Source organism: Acidobacteriota bacterium, assembly GCA_016716715.1.
Classification (GTDB): domain Bacteria; phylum Acidobacteriota; class Thermoanaerobaculia; order UBA5066; family UBA5066; genus Fen-183.
Genome location: JADJVE010000001.1, coordinates 283,870 through 306,456, shown reverse-complemented (window position 1 = coordinate 306,456; position 22,587 = coordinate 283,870). Strand labels below are relative to the sequence as shown.

12 protein-coding genes, 2 tRNA genes and 1 pseudogene are annotated in these 22,587 nt (G+C 71.2%); 10 read left to right on the top strand and 5 right to left on the bottom strand.

The features are described 5' to 3' along the window. Positions 1–82: 82 nt before the first annotated feature. Complete coding sequence (locus IPL89_01355) at positions 83–1,231, bottom strand: pyridoxal phosphate-dependent aminotransferase (GenBank protein ID MBK9061839.1); 1,149 nt, start codon at positions 1,229–1,231, stop codon at positions 83–85. Between the two features lie 56 nt (positions 1,232–1,287). Between IPL89_01355 and IPL89_01350 the strand changes: the two genes are divergently transcribed. Together IPL89_01350 and IPL89_01345 are read left to right on the top strand one after the other, a co-directional pair. After that, complete coding sequence (locus tag IPL89_01350) at positions 1,288–1,707, top strand: CoA-binding protein (GenBank protein MBK9061838.1); 420 nt, start codon at positions 1,288–1,290, stop codon at positions 1,705–1,707. A gap of 662 nt (positions 1,708–2,369) precedes the next feature. Further along, positions 2,370–4,868, top strand: coding sequence for a S8 family serine peptidase (locus IPL89_01345; protein ID MBK9061837.1), 2,499 nt, complete (start codon positions 2,370–2,372; stop codon positions 4,866–4,868). 12 nt (positions 4,869–4,880) lie between these two features. Here the strand turns inward: IPL89_01345 and IPL89_01340 are convergent, their stop codons facing one another. The 3 genes from IPL89_01340 to IPL89_01330 all read right to left on the bottom strand — a co-directional run bounded on the left by IPL89_01340 (position 4,881) and on the right by IPL89_01330 (position 5,654). Then, positions 4,881–5,462: a hypothetical protein gene (locus IPL89_01340; protein ID MBK9061836.1), complete on the bottom strand. Its 582-nt coding sequence runs from the start codon at positions 5,460–5,462 to the stop codon at positions 4,881–4,883. A 21-nt stretch (positions 5,463–5,483) separates the two neighbouring features. Further along, positions 5,484–5,560: transfer RNA gene (locus tag IPL89_01335), tRNA-Arg, on the bottom strand. 18 nt (positions 5,561–5,578) lie between these two features. Then, a tRNA-His gene (locus tag IPL89_01330) sits at positions 5,579–5,654 on the bottom strand. 87 nt (positions 5,655–5,741) lie between these two features. Between IPL89_01330 and pheA the strand changes: the two genes are divergently transcribed. From pheA to IPL89_01290, 8 genes are all read left to right on the top strand, one after another. Then, the gene (pheA, locus tag IPL89_01325) at positions 5,742–6,914 is read left to right on the top strand and encodes a prephenate dehydratase (protein ID MBK9061835.1); all 1,173 of its coding nucleotides are present in this window, start codon (positions 5,742–5,744) and stop codon (positions 6,912–6,914) included. Next, positions 6,911–8,047, top strand: coding sequence for a 3-deoxy-7-phosphoheptulonate synthase (locus tag IPL89_01320; protein MBK9061834.1), 1,137 nt, complete (start codon positions 6,911–6,913; stop codon positions 8,045–8,047). Before pheA ends, IPL89_01320 begins: the two co-directional genes overlap by 4 nt. A gap of 52 nt (positions 8,048–8,099) precedes the next feature. Then, positions 8,100–9,434 carry a dicarboxylate/amino acid:cation symporter gene (locus IPL89_01315; GenBank protein MBK9061833.1) on the top strand — a complete coding sequence of 445 codons (1,335 nt, stop codon included), beginning with the start codon at positions 8,100–8,102 and terminating at the stop codon, positions 9,432–9,434. A 166-nt stretch (positions 9,435–9,600) separates the two neighbouring features. After that, positions 9,601–10,512, top strand: a complete 912-nt coding sequence (locus tag IPL89_01310) for a histidine kinase (GenBank protein MBK9061832.1) — start codon at positions 9,601–9,603, stop codon at positions 10,510–10,512. Continuing rightward, positions 10,512–11,090 (top strand): DUF1175 family protein, encoded by a 579-nt coding sequence (locus IPL89_01305; protein MBK9061831.1) that lies wholly within the window; start codon positions 10,512–10,514, stop codon positions 11,088–11,090. The genes IPL89_01310 and IPL89_01305 overlap by 1 nt, the downstream gene beginning before the upstream one ends. After that, positions 11,087–12,556, top strand: coding sequence for a hypothetical protein (locus tag IPL89_01300; protein MBK9061830.1), 1,470 nt, complete (start codon positions 11,087–11,089; stop codon positions 12,554–12,556). The genes IPL89_01305 and IPL89_01300 overlap by 4 nt, the downstream gene beginning before the upstream one ends. After that, positions 12,553–17,358, top strand: a complete 4,806-nt coding sequence (locus tag IPL89_01295; protein ID MBK9061829.1) for a hypothetical protein — start codon at positions 12,553–12,555, stop codon at positions 17,356–17,358. Before IPL89_01300 ends, IPL89_01295 begins: the two co-directional genes overlap by 4 nt. 1 nt (position 17,359) lies before the next feature. Further along, positions 17,360–19,663, top strand: coding sequence for a hypothetical protein (locus tag IPL89_01290; protein MBK9061828.1), 2,304 nt, complete (start codon positions 17,360–17,362; stop codon positions 19,661–19,663). Here IPL89_01290 and IPL89_01285 read toward each other — a convergent pair. Continuing rightward, positions 19,623–22,585 (bottom strand): annotated as a pseudogene (locus IPL89_01285) (glycoside hydrolase). The gene IPL89_01290 and the pseudogene IPL89_01285 sit on opposite strands and share 41 nt — an antisense overlap. Positions 22,586–22,587: the final 2 nt, after the last annotated feature.

Below are 22,587 nucleotides of genomic sequence, written 5' to 3'. Positions count from 1 at the left end.
AGGCAAACGTAGGGCCGCCGGGCCCTATTCCCCAACCTTCTCCCCTCTTCACCTTCTAAGAAATCCCCTCTTCGTCTTCGATTCAGCGGCCGAGCCGCCGCGCGAGGACGTCCACGCCCCGCAGCGCCGCGTCGGGCGGGACGGCCGTGTAGCAAAGCCTCACGTGCGTCGGGTACGGGCCGAAGCTCGGGCCGGGCGCGAGGAAGAGGCCCTCGTTCGCGACGTCTTCGAGAAGCCCCATGAGGCCGCGGCCGTCGAGCGCCGCGGCGACGTCGAGGAACAGGAACATCCCGCCCTCGGGAGCGGGAAGAGAAAGCCGGCGGGCGGCTTCGCGCCCCGTCGCCGCGTACTCGGCGCGAGCCTCGGCGACCCACGCGTCGCCGCCGCCCGCGAGAACGCGGAGCGCCGCGTGCTGCGACACCGTCGGCGCCGAGTAGATCGTGTGCGCCCCGATCTTCACGATCTCGGCGAGCGCCTTCTCCGGCCCGACGAGCCAGCCGCAGCGCGCCCCGGAGAGGCCCCACGCCTTCGAGAGCGAGTGGGCCGCGATCGTGCGCTCGGGCGCCGCCGCGTATGCGGGCCGGTGCGTTCCCGCGTACGCGTAAAGCTCGTAAACCTCGTCCGCGAGAAGCCAGAGGTTCTTCTCGCGCGCGATGCGCGCGAGCGCGTCGACGGTCCCGGGAGGGAGGACGCGGCCCGTGGGGTTGCTCGGCGTGTTGACGTAGATCGCGGCCGTTCTCTCCGTGACGTGCGCGCGGACGGCGGCAATGGCAGCCTCGGGCGACAGGTCGCCCAGGAACAGCGGCACCTCGACCGGGATCGCGCCCGCGAGCCGGACGTGCCCCTCGATGAGCGGCCAGCGCGGGCCGAGAAGGAGAACCTCTTCGCCCGGCGCCACGAGCGCGGCCACCGCGGCCATGAGGCCCGCCGTCGCGCCGCCCGTCACGAGGATGTTCGCGCGCGCCACCGGCGCGCCCGCCTGTCCGGACACGCGCGCGGCGATCGCGTCGCGCAGCTCGGGCAGGCCCCAGATGTCCGTGTAGCGGTTGATCCCCGGCAGCCCGGGCCCGAGCTCTTCCGGCCGGCAGCCGGCGGGGGCCTCGCGCCACGTGTCGCCGACGTGGAGCGGGAAGACCTCCCCCTCGTGCGTCGCCATGCGCGCGAGCAGGCTCGAATACGGATTCCCGCGAAGCGCGGCGGCGGCGGGAGCGGTCCGGGGCGGACGGGGCATCGTTCTCATCCTAGCCCGCGCGAGCTGCGGCACAATCGGGAGGCCGAGGAGGCTCCGTGACACGTCCCGATCCCCATCCGCCCGAAGTTTTCGAGCTCCTGCGCCGGAAGACGGCCGCGACGCGCATCGCCGTCGTGGGCGCGAGCAACGATCCCCGCAAGTACGGCAACATCATCGTGAGGAACCTCGCCGCGAAGGGCTACACCGTCCTTCCGGTCAACCCGAGGGAGAAGGAGATCGCGGGCCTCCCCGCGTTTCCGGACCTCGCGTCGGTCCCGGGGCCCGTGCACCTCGTGAACGTCGTCACGCCGCCGGCCGTCACGCGAGGGGTCCTCGCGGAGGCCGCCCGCCTCGGCCTGCCCGCGGTCTGGCTGCAGGACGGGAGCTACGACGAAGAGGCGCTCGCCATCGCCGCCGCCGCTCCCTTCAAGACCGTCTACGAGTCCTGCATCATGGTGGCCAGCAACTTCGGCTGACCCCTCCCCTGCGGGCCTCGGGCCCGTATGATCCGGCCCTCGCCCCTTTCTCGCGTCTGTCCGTGAAGTCCCCTGCCGGAGGTTCTCTGTGAGGAAAACGCTCTCCGCCGCCCTGCTCCTGAGTCTCGGTTCATGGTCCGCGTTCGCGATGGACAAGGTCCGCGTCGAGTCGAAGATCGACGCCGCCGTCGCGAAATACGGCCTCACGGGCCGCGGCGTGATCGTCGCCCTTCTCGACCGCGGGATCGACTGGAAGAACAACGACTTCCGGAACCCCGACGGGACGACGCGAATCGCCGCCGTGTTCGACCTGACGGACGACACAGGCGCCTCCGCGCCCGGCAACACCTACGGCAAGGGCACGATCTACACGCGCGCGCAGATCGACGCGGCGCTCTCCGGCGGGCCGACGATCCCCTTCCGCGACGCCGTCGGCCACGGCACGACGACCTCCGGCATCCCGACCGGGAACGGGCGCAACGTCGCGAAGTACCGCGGCGTCGCGCCCGAGGCGACGATCATCTCCGTGAAAGTGACGTCGGACGGCGCCCCCGCGCACGACGGAGAAGCGGCCGAGGCGGGGTTCTACGACCCGGCGCGCCTCCCGCTCGCGATCGATTTCGTGAAGGCCAAGGCGCAGGAGCTCGGGCTGCCCGGCCGTCATGCTCCTGAACCTCGGCTCGTCGGGCGGCCCGACGGACGGGACGAGCGAGCTGGCCCGCAAGATCGACGCGACCGTCGGGCCGGGTATCCCCGGCCTCGTCTTCGTCTCGGGCCCCGGCGACGACGGCGGCGCGGCGAACCGGGCGGGCGGAAACGTCGGCTCCGGCGCGACCGAGACGATCCGGATCCAGAAGGGGGCCACGGGCACGCTCACGTTCGACCTCTGGTACCCCGGCGCCGATCGTTTTGACGTCACGATCCAGACGCCCACCGCCACCTACGGACCGTACGTCTCGCCCGCGACGAACGCGGACTTCACGACGACCTCGAACTCGGAGTTCCTCTACTACCAGCTCGGCTCCTCACGCACCTTTACGTCGCCCCAGAACGGCAAGCGGCAGGTCTGGGTCCGGATCTCGGGACCGATCGGCGTCTACACCGTCTCGCTCCGCGCCACGACGGTCACGACGGGCCGGTTCGACGCGACGCTGAATCCCTCACGGAAATACGGGGCGGAGACGAACTTCTTTCTCGACCACGTCGCCCCCGGGAGCATCTGGGACGGCGCGACGGCCCGGAACAACATCTGCCCCGGCGACTACGTGGTCCGGACGAGCTACGTCGACATCGACGGGATCGCGCGGAACATCACGGGCAACGGCAGCGTCGGCGAGATCTGGCCCGGGAGCAGCATCGGACCGACGTTCGACGGGCGCCTCGGCGTCGACGTGACGGCTCCGGGCGACAGCCTCTTCACGGTCTACAACCCGAAGTCGTACTGGGGGACCTTGCGCCACAACATGATCCAGGACGGCGGCGGGCTCTACGGGCGCGCGAGCGCCGTGAGCGCGGCGGCGCCGATCGTCACGGGAATCATCGCCCTCATGCTCCAGGCCAACCCGACGCTCGACGCGCCGACGGTGAAGTCCATCCTCCAGCGCACCGCCCGCGCCGACTCCTTCACGGGCGCGGTCCCGAACACGACCTGGGGCTACGGGAAGGTCGACGCCCTCGCGGCGCTCGACGCCGTGACCTCCACGACGCTGTTCGTCCCGATCGCCCTTTCCTCCTCGGGCGCGAACGGGTCCTTCTACACGACGGAGCTCGCCCTCACGAACCGTGGCACGACGGACGCGACGATCACGTACGCCTACTCGGCCGCGTTCGGAGGCAGCAGCGGGACCGCGACCGAAACGCTGGGCGCGGGCCGGCAGAAGACGTACGCCGACGCGATCACGAGCCTGCGCGCCCTCGGAATCCCGCTCGGTGACGCGGGCAACCGCGGCGGGACGCTGCAGGTGACGTTCGGCGGCCTCTCGTCCTCCGCCGCGGCCGCGGCGACCGTGCGCACCGCGACGCCCGTCGCCGACGGGCGCGCCGGCCTCGCGTACGCCGGCCTGCCGTCCGGCCGCCTCCTGTCCTCGCCCGCATGGCTGTGCGGCCTCAGGCAGAACGCGACGGACCGTTCGAACGTCGCCGTCCAGCACGCGGGCGGCCCGACGGACGGCAACGTCACGCTCCGCCTCACGGTCGTCTCGGGAGATCCGGCGAGCCCGGGCTCCCTCGTGCTGCCCGACGTCACGCTCTCTCCCGGCGGGTTCAGCCAGATTTCCGGAATCCTCGCGTCGAACGGGCTCAGCTTCTCGAACGGCTTCGTGAAGGTCGAGCGTCTCGCGGGCACGGCGCCCTTCTACGCCTACGGCGTCATCAACGACCAGGCGAACTCCGACGGCTCGTTCGTCGAGCCCGTCCCCGCGAGTCCCGCCGCGGCGATCGGGGGCGCGACGCTGCCCGTCGTCGTCGAGACCAGCACGTTTTCGACCGAGCTCGTCCTGACGAACTTCTCGGGCAGCTCACGCACGCTCCTCTGCACGTACGTCGCCGCGCCCCTGCCGGGCGGGCAGGTCACGTTCAACCTTCCGCTCCTTCCGAACGAGCAGCAGATTCTCCCGTCCTTCGTGCAGGTCCTGAGGACGCGCGGCGTCGTCCCCGGCGGCGCGGGCGCCACGTTTGCCGGCGCGCTCTTCGTGCGCGACGCCTCCGGCGATCTGCGCGGCGTCTCGATCGGAGCGCGCACGTCGTCGGCGGGCGGCGGCGGGCGTTACGGCCTCTTCTACTCGGCGGTTCCGAACGGCGCCGAGGCGACGACCGTCGCGTGGCTGTACGGGCTCCAGCAGAACGCGGACAACCGCACGAACCTCGCGCTCGTGAACGTCGGGTCCGCCGACGGGTCGACGGACACGTTCCACATCGACCTTTACGACGGCGCGACGGGCCAGAAGGCCGGAGAGACCGACGCCACGGTGGCCGCGAAGGGCTTCTTCCAGATCGGCGCCATCCTCGGGGCGTACGCCCCGGGCGTCACGAGCGGCTACGCGAAGGTCACGCGCACGTCCGGCAGCAACCCGTTCGTGACGTACGCGGTCATCAACGACGGCGGCCAGCCGAACCAGCGGAGCGGCGACGGCGCGTTTGTCTCGGCGGTCGTGGGGCCATGACCGCCGTCCGCTTCATCCCCGGAGCGTCGCCGTGATCCTCGCGATGAGCGCCTCTTCCTCGGGCGAGATGGCGCTCGCGAGGCCGAGCACGCGGCCGAGCCCCCCTCCCGACGCTTCCGCCACCCGGCGGAAGGAGTCGGCGTACGCGTCGACGCGCTGCTCTCGCTCCTCGGGGGGAAGGACGGAGATTCCGACCTTGATGACCTCGACCGCCGAGTCGTAGAGCGCCGTCGCCGGCTGCTTCTTCAGCCATTCGACGACCTGGGTGTGGGCGGGCGAGCCCGGCCCGGACCCGCGGGCGGCCGCCATGCCCAGGATGGTCTCCCGCTCGCGCTCTGTCACGTCGCCGTCGGCCCACGCGATCTGGACGAGCGGGGCCAGAAACAGGGCCGGCCCCGTGTCGTGCGTGACGCCGAGATCGATGAGGCGCTGCCGCAACGCGGGATCGTCCACGCGCAGCTTCCGCGCGAGGGCCCGCGAGACCTCTTCGAGCTTCGCGCGTTCGCGCAGCTTCTTGATGAGCTCTTCGTCCCGCTGCCGGGCCCACTGGGCCTCGATCGCGCGTCCGCGTTCGTGGAGAATGTTGTCTGTCATCCGCGACCTCCCGAGTGTCAATGGTGCGCCCGAGGCGATTCGAACGCCTGGCCTTCAGATCCGGAGTCTGACGCTCTATCCAGCTGAGCTACGGGCGCATCCGAGGCGGGAAAAACTGGGGTGGAAGACGGGGCTCGAACCCGCGACATTCGGAACCACAATCCGACGCTCTACCGACTGAGCTACTCCCACCGCACTCGATCGGACCGCGGAGAATAGCAGATCGGCGCGGCCCACAGGCCCTACCGGCGCCGATCCCGTAACATCGAGGGTTCCAACATGGACACGCTCGACGACCTGAGACGACGAATCGACGAGACGGACCGGCAGCTGCTCGAAACGCTGGCGCTCCGCCTGAAGTTCGTCGCGGAGGTCGGGCGTCTCAAGAGCAGGGGCGTCCCGTTCCTGCGCGACCACGCGCGCGAAAGCGCGCTCCTCGCGAAGGTCGAGGCGCAGGCGAAGGAGCTGGGCCTCGACGCGTTCCGCGCGACGGAGATCTTCCGCGAAGTCATCGCGATGTCCGTCAAGGCGCAGGAGGAGGCGCTCCTCGACCGCAAGGCGGCCGAACGCTCCCTCGGGAACGCGCACCGCGTCGCGTTCCAGGGAGCCGAGGGCGCGTACAGCCACATCGCCGCGCGCAAGTACTTCGGGTCCGCCGCGACGGACTTCGCGGGCTTCCCGACGTTCGCGGCCGCGCTCGCCGCGGCCGAGCGGGGCGACGCCGGCTACGCGTTCCTCCCGATCGAGAACACGACCGCCGGCTCGATCAACGAGACGTACGACCTCATCCGCCACACGGAGCTGAAGATCGTCGGCGAGGAGATCCTCGAGGTGCGGCACTGCCTCCTCGCGCTGCCGGGCGCGGCGCTCGAGAAAATCCGGCGCGTCGCCTCGCACCCGCAGGCGCTCGCGCAGTGCGGGCGCTTCCTCGCGCAGATCGCGGGCGCGACGGCCGTGCCTTACGTCGACACGGCCGAGGCCGCGCGTTTCGTCAAGGAGTCCGGCGACCCCGCGCTCGCCGCGATCGCCTCGGAAGAGGCGGGCGCCCTCCACGGCCTCGTCGTCCTCGCGCGCGACCTCGCGGACCAGGAGGAGAACTGGACGCGGTTCGTCGTCGTGTCCGCGATCCCGATCGCGCTCGACCCGCGCATCCCCGCGAAGACCTCGCTCGTCTTTTCGACCCCGCACCGCCACGGCGCGCTCGCGCACTGCCTGAACGTCCTCGACGCGCACGGCCTGAACCTCACGAAGCTCGAGTCGCGGCCCGTGCCGCGCCACCCGTGGGAGTACCTCTTCTACGTGGACTTCGAGGGCGCCGCCGGCGAGGACGCCGCCTCGCGCGCGGTCGCCGCGCTCTCCGCCGAGTGCCCGTACCTGAAGGTTCTCGGCTCGTACCCCGCCCGCACCACGAAGAAGGGGCGGGTCGACCGCCTCCCGGAGGCCGCCCCGTGATCGTCCTCGTCGACGAAGCCACCGCGAAGAACGCCGCAGCCGAGAAGGAGCTCATGGACGCGCTCGGCCGCCTGCCCGGCATCGAGATCAAGGTCCACAAGGTCCGCGGCGCCGAAAAGACCGTCACCGAGGTCTACCTCATCGGCGACACGCATCGCCTCGCCGTCGAGGACGTCGCCGTGCTTCCGGGCGTCGAGCGCGTCGTGCGCGTGTCGCAGGAATACCGCGTCATCGGCCGCCACAAGGACGACCGGCGCGCGAGCGGCTTCACGTACAACGGCGTCGAGTTCTCGCAGGACAACCTGCACGTCTTCGCCGGGCTCTGCGCCGTCGACACGCCGGAGAACGCCGACGCGATGTTCGCCGCGCTCGCGTCTTTCGGCCAGACCACGACACGCATGGGCGCGTACAAGCCGCGCACGAACCCGTACGCCTTCCAGGGCCACGGGAAGAGCTGCCTCCCGTGGGTTTTCGAGAAGGCGGGCAAGCACGGCATCCGCGTCATCGCGATGGAGATCACGCACGAGAGCCACATCGACGAGATCGCCGAGTGCCTCGAGAAGACGGGCCGCCCCACCGGGGTCATGCTCCAGATCGGGACGCGCAACATCCAGAACTTCGAGCTGCTGAAGACGGTGGGCCGGCAGACGGTCTTCCCCGTCCTCGTGAAGCGCGGATTCGGGATCACGCTCAACGAGTCTCTGAACGCCGCCGAGTACCTCGCCTCCGAGGGCAACTCGCAGATCGTCTTCGGCCTGCGCGGAGTCAAGACGAACCTGGGCGACCCGCATCGCAACCTCGTCGACTTCGCGCACGTGCCCGTCATCAAGCGGCTCACGCGCCTCCCCGTCTGTGTCGACCCCTCGCACTCCGTCGGCAGCCGCGAGAAAGCGCCGGACGGAATTCCCGACCTCATGCACGTCACGGCGCAAGCCGTCGCGGCCGGCGCGAACATGGTGCTCGTGGACTTCCACCCGCACCCGGCCAAGGCGCTCGTCGACGGGCCGCAGGCGCTGCTTCTCTCGGAGCTCGGCTGGTTCCTCGAGGACGTGGCCGTCGCCCGCGCCGCTTACGAGAAGCGCCGCGCGCTCGCGCGGGCGCACGCCATGATGCAAGAAGCCCACGTTCCCTGACGCTTCGCGCCTTGCCGCCCGCCAGGCGCGGCACTACCTTGAGAAAGGCGCGATGAGACGACTTACCCGCAGCCTGTATGCGCAGGTCCTCATCGCCGTCCTCCTTGGCGCGCTTCTCGGACACTTCAAGCCCGCTCTCGGCGCCTCGCTGAAGCCGCTGGGCGACGCGTTCATCAAGCTCGTCAAGATGCTCATCGCACCGATCGTCTTCACCACGGTCGTGACGGGCATCGCGAAGATGGGCGACCTCAAGAAGGTCGGGCGCGTCGGCCTCAAGGGGCTCGTCTACTTCGAGATTCTCACGACGATCGCGCTCGCGATCGGTCTGGTCGTCGGGAACGTCTTCAAGCCGGGCGCCGGGATGAACGTGAACGTGGCCTCGCTGGACGCCTCCTCGATCGCGGCCTACACGAGCTCGGGGCAGCACCTCTCGACGGTCGACTTCCTCATGAACGTGATCCCGAAGGACGTCGCGGACGCGTTCGCGAAGGGCGACATCCTCCAGGTGCTTCTCTTCTCGATGCTCTTCGGCGTCGCGCTCGCGGCGCTGAGGGAGAAGGGCACGTTCATCCTGAAGGTCGTCGACGACCTCTCGAAGGTCCTGTTCCGGATCGTCGGGATCGTCATGCGCGTCGCGCCGATCGGCGCGTTCGGCGCCATGGCGTTCACGGTCGGCAAGTACGGCATCGGAACGCTGCTCTCGCTCGGCAAGCTCATGGGGACGTTCTACGCGACGAGCCTCCTGTTCGTCTTGCTCATGCTCGGCCTCGTGCTTCGGCTCTGCGGCCTCGGGATCCTGAGGTTCGTGCGCTACATCAAGGAGGAGATCTTCATCGTGCTCGGGACGTCGTCCTCCGAGTCCGCTCTCCCGCTCCTCATGCGGAAGATGGAGCGGCTCGGGTGCAGCAAGCCGGTCGTCGGCCTCGTCGTCCCGATGGGCTACTCCTTCAACCTCGACGGCACGTCGATCTACCTGACGCTCGCGACGCTCTTCATCGCCCAGGCCACGAACACGCACGTGACGTTCGCCCAGGAGCTCCAGATCCTCGCCGTCCTGCTCCTCACCTCGAAGGGCGCGGCCGCGGTGACCGGCGGAGGGTTCATCACGCTCGCGGCGACGCTCTCGGCCGTCGGCAACATCCCCGTCGCGGGGCTCACGCTGCTCCTCGGGGTCGACCGGTTCATGTCCGAGGCCCGCGCCATCACGAACCTCATCGGAAACGGCGTCGGCGCCATCGTGGTGTCGCGCTGGGAGAAGGAGCTCGACACGGTGCGTGCCCGCCGGATTCTCGCGAACGCCGAGGTCGCCGACGAGTACGAACACCCCGCCGGGTACCTCGGGCGCGACGGCGCCGCCGTGAAGAACGCCTCGCGAGGATTCGCCTAGTTCGCTCTGTTTCGGAGAGGATTTCTTAGAAAGAAAGAGCGGAGCGAGCGGGGACGTGTTTGTGTCAGCCGCCCGGCCCCGGCACCGGCCTTGATCTTCCCCGGTTCATGAGCGTTAAGCTGACCCGTCCCCTCGAACGCCCGCCGGCTCGACACAGGAGATGCGCATGAATCCGTCCGTCCTGCTCGGAGTGATCCTCGCTCTCCCGCTTTCCGAAGCGCCGGAGCCCCGCCAGTCCGGCAGGATCCTGGGGGCCGGCACGGCCGCCCCGACGATCGCGCTCACCGCGCCGACCGGCGGCTGGACCGTGGACCGCATGGTCCTCGTGGCCGGGACGGTGAGCGACCCGACGATCAACCCGGTCACGGTCAGCATCAACGGGGACCGCTATCTCCTGAAAACCGTGGGCGGCTCCTTCCAGCGCAAGTTCCCCGCCTCGTCCGGCAAGAACGCGATCGTCGTGCAGGGCACGAACAAGGGCGGAACGGGCCGCGCCGAGCGGACGGTCTACGCGCAAGTGCCGTCCGTCCCCGTCTTTCTCGTCCTCACGAGCGACACGGACGGCGTCTACACGGACCTCCACGTCTACGAGCCGCTGCCCGACGCGCCCGACCCCGAGACGGCCGGCAAGGACGCCACGCAGCACATCTTCTGGGCGCGCACGAGCTCGCCCTCGGGCGGCACGTTCTACCTGAACGAGCAGGGCGGCGACTTCGACAGCCCGGGCTACGGGCCGTACCTCTACACGCACGCGTCGCCGCCTCTCGGCTTCACGCGCGTGGACGTGAACTACTGGCCGAGCGGCGACAAGGCGCACACCGTGGCGACGCTCAACATCGTCCTCTTCGGCGGCACGCCGAACGAAATCCGCCGGCGCGTGAAGCTCCCGCTCGTCAAGCCGGGCGAAACGCAGACGCTCGCGTGGATCAGGGTCGAGAAGGGGCGCCGCGCGCACGTCTGGCTCCCGACGCTCGAGAAGAAGCCCGCGGGCGCGAAGACGTGGCCCGCGTGGGTGACGGACTTCAAGCGGAAGCCCGGCCCGGACGACGCGATGGACTCCGAGGACGCGGGAAACTGATGCGCGCCGCCGCTTATCTCCTCGCGCTGGGGACCGGCGCCGCGCTCGCGGGGGCCCCGCCCGACGTCGCCGCCGCGCGTTTCCGCCTCCTGAACGAGGCCCTCACGCAGGCCGAAAGCCCCCGGCCCGACTGGGATCCGGCGCAGCGTGACTGCGCGGGCTTCGTGCGTCTCCTCTTCCGCAAGTCGCTCGGGAAGGACGCGCCCGCGTGGCGCCTCGCCGGAGGGACGACCGCGCCCTTCGTGTCGGCGGGCGAGCTCCTCGCGTACAACTTCACCGCCGTGTCGCGCGCACCTGGCAGGAACCGCGTCGAGACCGGCGACCTCCTCGCGTTCTTCAACCCCGAGAAGCCGCGCACGGACGCCTGGCACCTCATGGTTCTCCTGCGCCCGCCCGGCGCCGCGCCCGGCCGCGTCCTGGCCGTCTGGCACAACGGCGCCTCCGGCGACGGCGCCGCCGTCCGCAAGGTGTGGCTCGACGACCTCGACAGCGGCCCGCCCGAGTGGCGGCCCTCCCCGGACAACCCGCGCTTCCTCGGCACGTTCCGCTGGAACGGCTGGAAGGAGAACGCCCGATGAACGCCCGCGCCCTCCCCTGCCTCTTCCTCCTCGCCCTCCCTCTCGCGCCCGCGCCCGCCGCCGCGCAGGAGCCGCCCGACGCGCTCGTGCCCGAGTACGAGCTGACCGTCGCCGACGGCGCGCGGCTCCGGTCGCTCTTCAAGGACAACGCCTGGATGAAGGAGTTCGCCGCGTCGAACCTCGCCCGCGGGACGATGGTCCGCCTCGGACCCGTGCTGTACGCCGTCGGGCGCGACGGGAAGGACGGCTGGACGGGCCGCCTGATCGATTTCGTTGCGGACCGCTTTCTCGAGAAGCGGCCGGTGAAGCTCAGCTACTTCCACACCTCCGGGCTCGTGAGCCCGATCGGAATCACGTTTCCGGACCTGACCGCGCGCGAGCAGGCGAGCGTTCATCTCGTGCTGCAGGGGCTGCGCTCGGGGCCCGACCTCGCGCGCGAGGTCGCGGACGACGAGGGCGGCGCCGTGTCCGTCTCCGTCACGCCGCTCGCGCTCCGCCTCCAGAAGTTCGCCGCCGTCGAGACGAAAGGCTGCCTCGCCCTGAGCCGCGACCCGCGCGTCGCGGCGACGCTCTCCCGCAACTGCGCACTCGACCCGCGCCTCGCGGCCGCCACGCTCGACCTCCGCACCGACGAGTTCTTCTCGGCCTGGTCGGCCGTCCTGGAAAAGCTCTTCGGCGTCGGCCCGCGCCTGCGCGTCACGTTCGACTGGGACAAGAAGGCCGCGCGCTTCACGCCGTCCGGCGCCGCGCTCCAGCTCGCTCAGCATCACGCGCTCGGCACGGCGTCGCTCGACCCGGCGCTCCTCGCCGCGATTCCGGCGGACGCGCCGTTCCTCGCGACGGCCGTGCTGCCGGACCCGGGCCACCTCGACGCCTCCTCGGCCGAGGAGTACTTCCGGACGGCGCCGGGCAAGCGTGGGGGGGGCGCCTACGTCCCCGTCACGCTCGTGTCCCTTGGAATGCGCGCGGGGACGGGCGACCGCGAGGGCCGTGCCGAAGCCATGTCGGTCCTCCTCATTCCACGTTCCGGCGCCGGCGAGAAGACCGTCGCGGACCTCGACGCCCTCTTCAACCGGCATCGGACGTTCGAGGTCCACGCCTCGCGCGCGTGCCCCGGCGTCGTCGCCCTGAGCCCGTCGAAGGCTGCGCTCGCGCGCGTCGCGGACGCGTGCTCCGGGCGGAAACCGTCCTTCCGGCAGGCGCCGCCGAAGATCGTCGGCGCCCTCAGCGGCGGACCGATCTCGACCGCGGCGTTCCTGAACGTCGGCGGGTTCCTCCGGTCGGCGCTCCTCTGGGGCTGGCAGCGTGAAGCGCCGTCGCCGCCGAAGGGCGGGGATGACAAGGGACCGCCGCCTCCGCCGAAGGAGCTCGTCGACGCGATGCAGCTCCTCGATCGTCTGCCGATGTACGCCTTTTCGGGCCGCGCCGTCGGGGACGCGGTCGTCATGACGGGAGTCGAGCCATGAACCGCCGCGGGATCCGATCCGCTGTTTTCGCCCTCTCCGGCCTCTTCTTCCTTTCGGCCACACCGCTCCTCGCCAAGGAGATGATGCTCACGGTGCGCCGCGACTTCGGCGCCTCCGAGACGCCCGAGTTCGAGCTGCACTACACGCGCTCGGCGCCGTTCACGGTGCGCGTCTACCGCCCGAAGGACATGAAGGAGTTCGTGACGAGCCAGGCGGACCTCAGGCGCGCGTGGCGCCAGCCGGCCGTCGAGTGGAACAGCGCGAAGTTCCTCTTCTCGGGCCTCAACAAGACGCGGCTGGACCTCGACTGGCTCCGCACCGCCGCGGACCTCGACATGCGCAAGCGTCTGCGCGTCGACTTCGGCGGCAGTGCCTGGAGCCCGTCGCCGACGCGACTGTCGGAAGGCCCGGCGAAGATCGTCGCGGGGCCCGGCGCGTTCGACCTCGTGAACGAGTTTTCGTTCGAACCGGACGCCGCCGACGCGAAGGAGCCCTTCGACGTCCCCGGCTTCGACTGGTGGTTCTCGCGGGAGGGCCGGTTCCGGCAGAAGGTCGTCGCGCTGCCGAAGCTCGCGCCGGGCTTCTACCTCGTCCAGGTCCTGCAGGGCGACCTCGAGGGCCAGGTCGTCCTCGTCGTGAACGACCTCTCGGCCGTCCTCCAGCAGACGGACGGCGCCGCGCTCGTGAAGGTCGCCCGGCGCGACGGCCGCCCCGCCGCGGGCGTGGCGGTCGACGTGAGGAACCTCCAGGGCGCGTGGGTCGCGGCCGGAAAGACGGACGCCGACGGCGTTCTCGACCTTCCGAACGTCAGGGACTCGGAGCTCCTCGCGGTCCTGAGGGAGAAGGACTCGACCGCGATCGTCGACACGGAGTTCTTCCCGACGACGGCCGTCTTCCCGGACGTCTACCTCTACACCGACCGGCCGCTCTACAGGAAAGGCGCGAGGGTTCGCTTCCGCGGCGTCCTGCGCGAGCCCGGCACCGGCATCTCCCGGCTCTTCACGGAGTGGGCGGGCAAGCCCGAGGTCGCGCGCGTCTCCATCCTCGACCTCGCCGGGACGACGGTCGTCAGGGAAGTCACGGCGCCAGTCGGGGCCTTCGGAACATTTTCCGGCGAGCTCGTCCTCGACGGCGAGGACCTGAACGGCGTCTACCGCGTGACCGCGAAGGTGGCCGGCGCCGCCCACGCGGGCGAGCTGCGCGTGCGCGAGTACGTCAAGCCGCTCTTCTTCTTCAAGGTCGACGCCGCACCGGAAACGCTGCGGGCCGGCGAGACGCTGACCGCGAAGGTTGCGGTCGAGCGCTACGCGGGCGGCGTGCCCCCCGGCGTGAAGGTCTCCGCGCAGCTCGTGCGCGTGCGCTCCGAGGCCCCCCAGTGGGTCGAGGACGCCGGGCTCGGCGAGACCGGGAGCGCCACGACGTACGGCTGGGATTCCGCGAAGGGAGAGTCCGTTTCGGTTCCGTTCCCCGTCGCCGACGCAGACGACGTGGCCCTGGACGCGCAGGGCAAGGCCACGATCGCGCTCAAGCTGCCCGAGAAGCTCCCGGGCCCCCCGAATTACGACTACTCGTTCGTCCTGCGCCTCTTCGGCAAGGACCCCGACGGCAACGTCGCGTCGTTCTCGAAGTCGTTCCCGGACGCCCGGAGCGAGGTCGTCGCGCTCGCGAAGGCGTCCGCCGTGTATGCGAGCGCCGAGAAGCCTGCGACGCTTTCCGTCCGCGCCATTTATCCCTCGGGCAAGAGCTACGGGAAAACGAGGGGCAAGGTCGTCTTCACGCTCACGCCGTACAAGCTCCCGCCCGTCACAAAGGAGATCGCGTTCACGACGAAGGACGACGGGCGCTGGGAGACGCCTGTTTCCACCGACGCTTCCGGCCGCCTCGACGCCCTCGTGACGCTCGAGGACCGCGCGGGCCGCCCGACGACGGCCGAGGCGACGATCGTCGTCGCGCCGCAGAAGAGCGGCGCGCCCATCACGGACGTCTCCGAGATCACGCTCCTCCAGGAACGGGACACGTACCAGCAGGGCGAGACCGCGCGCGCGCTCGTCCTCCTCCCCGAGGGGTGGGGCGAGGGCGGGTCGGACCACGGCCGCATCTACCTCACGGTCGCGGGCCGCCGCATCCACGAGCAGCGCGTCCAGAAGGTGGAGGGCCTCTCGGCGTGGATCGCGCAGCCGATCCTCCCGTCGTTCGGGACCGCGGCCTACGTCGTCCTCGGCTACGCGGATCCCGTGCGCGGGTGGATCGAACGGACGATGACGCTGCGGATCCCGCCGAAGGACAAAGCGCTTACCGTCTCCGTGAAGCCGCAGGCGCCGTTCGTGAAGCCGGGCCAGAGGCAGGCGCTCACGCTGCGCGTCACGGACGCGTCCGGCAGGCCCGTGGAGGCCGAGGTCTCCGTCGCCGTCGTCGACAAGGCCGTCCTCGCGCTCCAGCCCGAGTTCCGGCCGCCGCTCCTCGCGTTTTTCTACCCGCTCGAGCGGCTCAACCTCATGAGCTTCTACAGCCGCGAGTTCCAGTCCTACGGGTACGGCGAGCGGCTCGCGCGCCTGTACCGTCCGAACTTCTGGCTCGCCGCGACGAAGCCGGACAAGAAAGACCAGAAGGAGGACGACACGGCGTATTGGAACGCGCGCGTCGTCACGGACGCGGACGGGCGTGCGACGGTCGCGTTCCGCCTCCCGTCGAATCAGACGACGTGGAACGTGTCGGCCGTCGCCGTCGACACGCGCGGCCGGTTCGGCGAGGGCTCTTCGTCGTTCGGGACGAACGCGCCCGTGACGCTCTCCGTCGCGGCGCCACCGTTCCTCCGCCGCGGCGACACGGCCGAGGTGCGCCTCCTCGTCGCCAACCAGGAGAAGAAGGCGAAGGACGTGTCCGCCGCGCTGACCGCCGGCCCCGGCACGGCCCTGGCGGCCCCGCTCGCCGTCGCGGCGAGCCTCGCGCCGAAGCAGGAAGCGTCCGGCAAGGGCCTCGTGACGCTGACGGAGCTGCCGGCCTCCGGATCAACCGCCCTCGCGACGACGCTCACGGTCGGCGGCGAGGCGCAGCGCTTCGAGCATCCGCTCCGCACGCTGCCCGACACCGTGTTGTTCCCCGAGACGAGAGTCCTCAAGCAGGGCGAACCGTTCCTTGCGGCTGCGGGCCCCGGCGAATCCCTCTCCGAGCTCCGCATCTTCGCGACGAACGGCTTCACGGCCGCACTGCTCCCGTCGCTCCGCTGGCTCGTCACGTATCCGTGGGGCTGTGCCGAGCAAGTCACGTCCATGACGGTTCCGAGCCTCGTCGTGAAGTCCCTCTTCGATCCGAAGCGGGGTTCGCCCGGCGCGCTCGGCAATCTCGCCGTCGGACAAGAGGAGACGTGGAAGAACGCGGTGGACTTCTCCGCCGCCGGCGTCGCTCGCCTGAAGACCCTCCAGAACCTCGACGGCTCGTTCGCGTGGTGGGCCGGGCAGGGCAAGGGCGACCCGGCGATGACGGCACTGGTCCTCATGCTCGTCTCCTCCACCGACGACGCCGCCGCCCTCAAGACGCTCGACGCGCCGCGCGCGCTCGGGTGGCTCCGAGACAAGACGCCCAATGCCTCCTCGTCCGAGGGCGTCGTCGCGACGTACGTCGAGTCGCGGCTCGCCCTTCTGGGCGTCCTCCCGGCGGCAGGCGCGTCCGCCGAAGCGACGCTCCGCCTCCAGGGCGCGTGGGCGGCCGCGAGCGGCACCGTCCTCGACCGGTCGCTTCTCCTCCTCGCGCTCAAGAACTTCTCGATGGAAACGAAGCCAGGCCTCGACCGCGTGACGCAGGACCTCCTCGGCTCCGTAGACGCGGACGTCGCCGCCGCGCTCGACAAGCCCGGCTCCGAGGATCCCGCGCGCTGGACGCCGCTCGCCGGCAGCTGGACGCGCTACCCGGGCCGTCTCGGCTCGACGCTCGCCGTCGCGGCGCACGCGCTGAAGGTCCACGGGCGGCTGGACGCTGCCCGGCAGAAGACTCTCGCGCGGCGTCTCCTCGACCGCTTCAACGGACGTCACTTCGGCTCCACGTTCGAGACGTCGCAGGTGCTCGTCCACTCCGCGTGGCTCATCGAGAGCGAGCTGCGTTCCGCGCGCGCCCTGCCGAAGGTGCGCGTCCGCGCGGGCGGGGCCGAGTTGCCGGCGTCCGCGCTCAGCGCCCGCGAGACGCCCGGCGGCGTGGAGATCTCCGTCGATCCGCGCGAAGCCGCGAAGGGCCCTCTCACCGTCGACGGGGGTGGCGAGGACGCCGTCTTCCACGCGCGCTTCGTTCGCGTCATTCCGTTCGACCGCGCGCCCGCGGTGCCCGGGGGCTGGGACCTCCGCCGCGAGTTCTTCCGCCTGAACCCGAAGACGGGCGCGCTCACCGCTCTGGAAGGAAGGGTTGCGATCGGCGACCTCGTCTACGTGAAGCTCACGTTCCGGCCGCGCGCGGGATCGCTCCCGTGGTGGGCGTCGTCGTACTACGTGCTCACGGACCAGGTACCCGCGGGGCTCACGGTGGTCGAAGAGGACAAACTCTACGACGCGGCGCCGTTCAAGCTCGGCCTGCACGGCGCCGGTTACGCCACGCGCGACCTCCGGAGCGACCGCGTGACGTGGACGTTCTCGTTCCAGCGCGCATTCATGGACCGCGCCGTCCAGACGGGTTACGTCCTCCGCGCGCAATACGCGGGCGACTTCTCGGCGGGCGTCGCGCGTCTGGAGGACTTCTACGATGAGGCGCTCTACTCCCAGACAGCTTCTCGCCGCCTTGGGGTCGATCCTCTGCCTGACCGCCCGCGCGCAAAGTGACGTGAGGTTCGAGCCTCCCGTCTCCGCCGACCAGGCGCGGAGATGGGAGGCCGGCGCGCGGACCGTCTGGGCGGAGTGGGAGGCGCGGTTCCGCGCGAAGGCGGAGCGCCCGCCTCTGACGGTCGGCCTCGCCGACGTCTCGAGCCTGCCCCGCGACCTCGGCCGCTCCCGCGGCGCCCGCATCGAGCTGAACGTCTCCCTCCCGCAGGAGGCCGCGGACGCCACGTTCCGGCACGAGCTCGCGCACGTCTTTTTCGAAAGCCGTTGCCCCGGTCTCGCGAACGCGTCGCCGCTCCTCTCGGAAGCGTTCGCCCTCCACGCCTCGGGCGACGCCACGCGCCGTCTCGCGTCCGCGAGCGGCCTTCCCACGCTCACCGCGGCGCGCGACTGGCTGATCCTCCACGGCGAGGACGGGCGGACGGACGAGCGCGCCGCCTCGCGCGCCCTCGTACGCGTCGTCGGGCGGAGCGGAGGCGCCGCCGCGTGGGACGCCGCGTTCGCCGAAATGCTGGCGAGCTGCCGCTTTGCGTCGTTCTCGACGAGCGGAGCGGTCGCGGCGTTCGTCGACGAGATCCAGGGAGGCGGCGACGAACCGGCCGTCTCGCGCGCGGACTTCCTCCTCCTCGACGGTCTCTCGGGCGAGACGCTCGCCGAGGACGGGCGGCCGCGCGCGCGCTTCCCGGCAGGCTCGATCCTGAAGCCCTCGCTCGTCGCCGCCGTCCCCGCGCTTCTCGAGCCGCGCCCGGCGCGCGAGGACGCGTCGTGGCGTTGCCCCGGACCGCCGCGCGCGGGCGAGGTGATGGCCTGGCAGGATGCTCTCCGGCGCTCGTGCAACGGCTTTTTCCTCGACTTTTCGAGCCCCGACGCCACGGCATTCTCGAACTGGGAGGACATGTTGCGGCGGCTCGCTCTCCCGGAGCCTCCGCGCACGATGGAGGGCCGGATCGGCCTTCTCGGCGACTACGCCGTCTCCACGCTCGACGCCGTCCGGCTCTTCGCGTGGCTGGACCGCGCGGCGCCGCACGTCGTCGACGCGCTGCGTGGAACGGCGGTGTCGGGCACGATTTCGGGAGCGTCCTCCGCGGCCTGGTTCGCCGCGCGCGGCATCGCGCTGAAGACCGGCACGGTGCGCGACGCGCGGAGCGAGCCGCGGGACGCGTGGGTCGTCGCCGTCGGGCCGCGCGCCGCCTCGGGCACGCCCGCGTACGTCGCCGCGCTCCACGCGACCGGCCGCGCGACGACCTCTCTGCTCCCGGAACTGAAGCGCCGTCTCGAGGCTGCCCTCACGTCTCTCGCGACGCCCGCCTCGGTGCAGATCCTCGGCCTCGTTCCGGCCGGCACCGTCGGCGTCGCGTGCGAGCCCGGCGTGGCACTCGCGATCCGCAGCCCCGAGGGGGAATGGAGCCTCGGAGAGCCTAGCAGGGGCCTCCCCGCCGGAGCGCTCCTCGCCGGCGCGTCTTACGCGTGCCCGGCGTCGAACCTCCTCGTCACGCGAACCGTCTCCGGCGGAGCCGTCCGCGTGCGGCCGTACCACGGGACGCTGCACGTGGAGGCGCCGCCGCCCACGCCTCCCTCGACCGTCCCGCTCCGCGCGAGGAGCGCGCGCGCCCGCGCCGGTTCGTGGTTCGTCCTCGAGACGAGCGTTCTCGCGTACGTGACGTCGAGCGTCCTGTCCGAGGCCCCGTCGGCGCACTCCGAGCTTCAGAAAGCGCTCTCGCTCGTGGTGAGGAACAACCGCCTGACGGCGCGCCACGGCGACCGCCCGCCCTGCGACACGACACACTGCAACCTCTTCGGGCAGGACGAGCTGATCCATTCGCGGGCGCGCGCGCGCGTGCGCGCCGCCGCCGCCGCGACGGCCGGTCTCGAAGTCGCGCCGCCCGCCGCGGGCCGGGCGTGGCTGCCGTTCTTCCTCGGCGGGCGCGATCCGTGGACCGAGACGCGGAGCGCCGAGGAGATCCGCGCCGAGATCGGCCTGCCCGTCGTCCCGGCTCGGATCGCGAACCGCGGCGACGGCGTTCTCGACGTCGACGGCGACTCCGGCGCGTCGTTCCGCGTCCCGTGCGAGACGCTGCGCAACCAGCTCCGCCTGCCGTCCTGTCCCGACCGGATCTTGAAATCGGGCGACGGCTTCGTCTTTCGCGGTGCGGGCGAAGGGCACGGCGCGGGCCTCGACGTCACGGAGGCGAACGCCGCAGCAGCCGAGGGCGCGGATTTCCGCGCCCTTCTCGAGCGCGCTTATCCCGGACTCGAGCTCTCGCCCGTCAGCGGCGACGCCGCGGCTTCTCCCCGTCCTTCGCCTTGACGGCGAGGCCCTCGAAGCCCTTCTCGGCCTCGTCTGCCGCCGCGAGGACCTGCGGCGTCGGCGCGTCGTCCGATTCCTGAACCACTCCGTAGAGGCGCGTGAGCTTTCCCTCGAGGGACTCGGCCTTCCCGGCGTCCGCGCCCTTCTTTCGCGCGTCGTCGAGGCGCGCGAGGTCTGCCGCGAGGCGGCGCGCCGCCGCGTGCTGCGCCGCGAGGTCCGCGGCGGATGCCTTCACGCGCGGGTCCATCGCGACCGTCAGCGTCCGCGTGAAAGTCTTCCCGTCCACCGTGAGCGCGGCCGTGTAGGTGCCGGGCAGGACGAGCGGGCCCTCCGGCTCCGGCGGCGTGCGCCCGGGTATCGCAGAGATCGGGTACTCGCGCGACGAGACCGGTGGCGCGGCGTAGCGGAGGTCCCACACCCAGCGGTGGTGGCCCGCGATCCGGGGCAGGACGCGCGCGGGACGCGCCCAGTCCGGCGTCACGACGAGCGGCTCGACCTTCGCCTCGGGCGCGTCGTCGCTCGCGTACCGGCGCACGACGGCGCCGGCCGCGTCCCGGATCTCGAAGACCACGGGCGTCGCGGACGAAGCGCCGAGGAAGTAGTCGAGGATCGCGCCGTCGGGCGGGTTCTCGCCGGCGGGCTCCTCGACCGGCACCGGCGTGTCCGTCCAGCGGTTGCGGCGGATGCGGGTCGCTTTCTGCGGCTCGAAGAGGTGCGCCCGCGCCGCGGCGACGGCCGGCGTCATCTGGCGGAGCGGCGTCACGTCGTCGAGGATCCAGAACGAGCGGCCGTGCGTCCCGATCACGAGGTCGTCGCCCTTGACGACGAGGTCGCGCACCGACGTCGCGGGCATGTTCAGGCGCAGCGGCTGCCAGTGCGCGCCGTCGTCGAACGACACGCACACCATCCGCTCGGTCGCCGCGTAGAGGAGCCCCCGTCTCACGGGGTCCTCCCGGACGGCGTTGACGGGGTCGTCGGGGAGGCCGTGCACGACCTCCTCCCAGGTTTTCCCGCCGTCGTGGGTCCGGAGGACGTGCGGCTTCATGTCGTCGAGCCGGATGCGGTTGATGGCGGCGTAGGCCGTGAGGTCGTCGTGCGGCGAGGCCGCCAGCATCGACACCTTGCTCCACGCCGTGAGCGCGGGAGGCGTGACGTCGGCCCACGTCTTCCCGCCGTCGGCGGTGCGGTGGATGAGGCCGTCGTCCGTGCCGGCCCAGAGCACGTTCGCGCTCTTGTACGCCGGCGCAAGCGTGTAGACGACGCCGCGGCGCGTCATCGTCTCGAGGTCCTTCGTCCGGAAGACGCCGATCGTCTCCGGCACCGCGGTCTTCTCGCGCGAGAGGTCGGGGCTGATCACGTCCCAGTTGCGGCCGCCGTCGGCCGTCCGGAAGACGACGTTCCCCGCGTAGAAGAGAAGACGCGGGTCGGCGGGCGAGAAGATCACCGGCGCCGTTCGCAGGAACCGATACGTTCCGCGCAGGGGCGCGGGCGAGACGTCCTGGACTTCCTTCGTCGAGTGCCGGTAGCGCGTGAGCTTGCCCCGTAGACGACGTCGGGGTCCTTCGGGTCGGGCGCGACGTATCCGTACTCCTCGGCGGCGACGGGATGCCAGTCGCGGGACGTGATGGCGCCGTCGTCGCCGCGGCTCGCGACGCCGACGGAGCCGCTCTCCTGCTGGCCGCCGTAAACCCAGTACGGGAAGCGGTCGTCCGTGGAGACGTGGTAGAGCTGCGCGGTCGGCTGGTTGTACCAGCTGCTCCACGTGGAGCCGCCGTTCACGGAGACGATCGCGCCCTGGTCCGCGGCAAGAAGGATGACGTCGGGGTTTTCCGGGTGGAACCAGATCGTGTGGAAGTCGTCGCCGCCCGGCGCGCCGCGCACGGGCTCGAACGTCTTCCCGCCGTCCTTCGAACGGTAGGCGGACGTATTCGCGACCCAGACGACGTCCTTCGACAGCGGGTGGACCTTGATCTCGGCAAAGTCCGAGCCGCGGCCCCAGAGGCGCTTCTCGCCGTTGACCTTCACGAACGTCTCGCCCGCGTCGTCCGAGACGAAGATCCCGACGTTCTTCTCCGTCTCCTCGCTGAGAGCGTCGACGGTCGCGTAGACGCGCTTCGGGTCCGACGGCGCGATTCCGAACCCGATGCGGCCGCCGCCCTCGGCGTGCGCGGGCAGCCCCTTGCCGATCGCCCTCCACGTCGTCCCGCCGTCCGTGGACTTGAAGAGGCCCGTGCCCGGCCCCTGCCACTGCCCGTTCTCCCAGGGCCCGAGCCGCGACGACCACAGCGCCGCGTAGACGACGTTCGAATCCTTCGGGTCGAGCGCGACGGCCGCGCCGCCCGTGTCCGCGTCCCTGTAGAGGACCTTCACCCACGTCTTCCCCGCGTCCGTCGTGCGGAAGATCCCGCGCGTCTCGTTCGCGGCGTACGGGTGGCCGAGGACCGCGACGAACGCCCGGTCGGCGTCCTTCGGGTCGGCGGCGATCGCCGCGATCTGCTGACCGTCCGCGAGGCCGAGGCGGATCCACGACTTCCCTCCGTCGTCCGAGCGGTACATGCCGTTCCCCACGGAGAGGTCGGGGCGCTGCAGGCCCTCGCCGCTCCCCACCCACACGCGGTCGGGGCGCGACCACGACACCGCGAGAGCGCCGATCGAGCCCGTGGGCTGCGCGTCGAAGATCGGGGCCCACGTGCGGCCGGCGTCCGTCGTCTTCCAGACGCCGCCGTTGTTCGGCGCCATGTAGAAGACGTTCGTCGAGCCGGGAACGCCCGAGGCGGCGACCGTCCGGCCGCCGCGGAAGGGCCCTATCATCCGCCAGCGCATCTCGCCGAACAGGGCCTGGGGAAATGGCTGCGCGAAGGCCGGGAGAGCGACGAAGAAGGCGAGGGCGAGAAAACGCGACGGCGTGCGGTCGTGCGTCATGG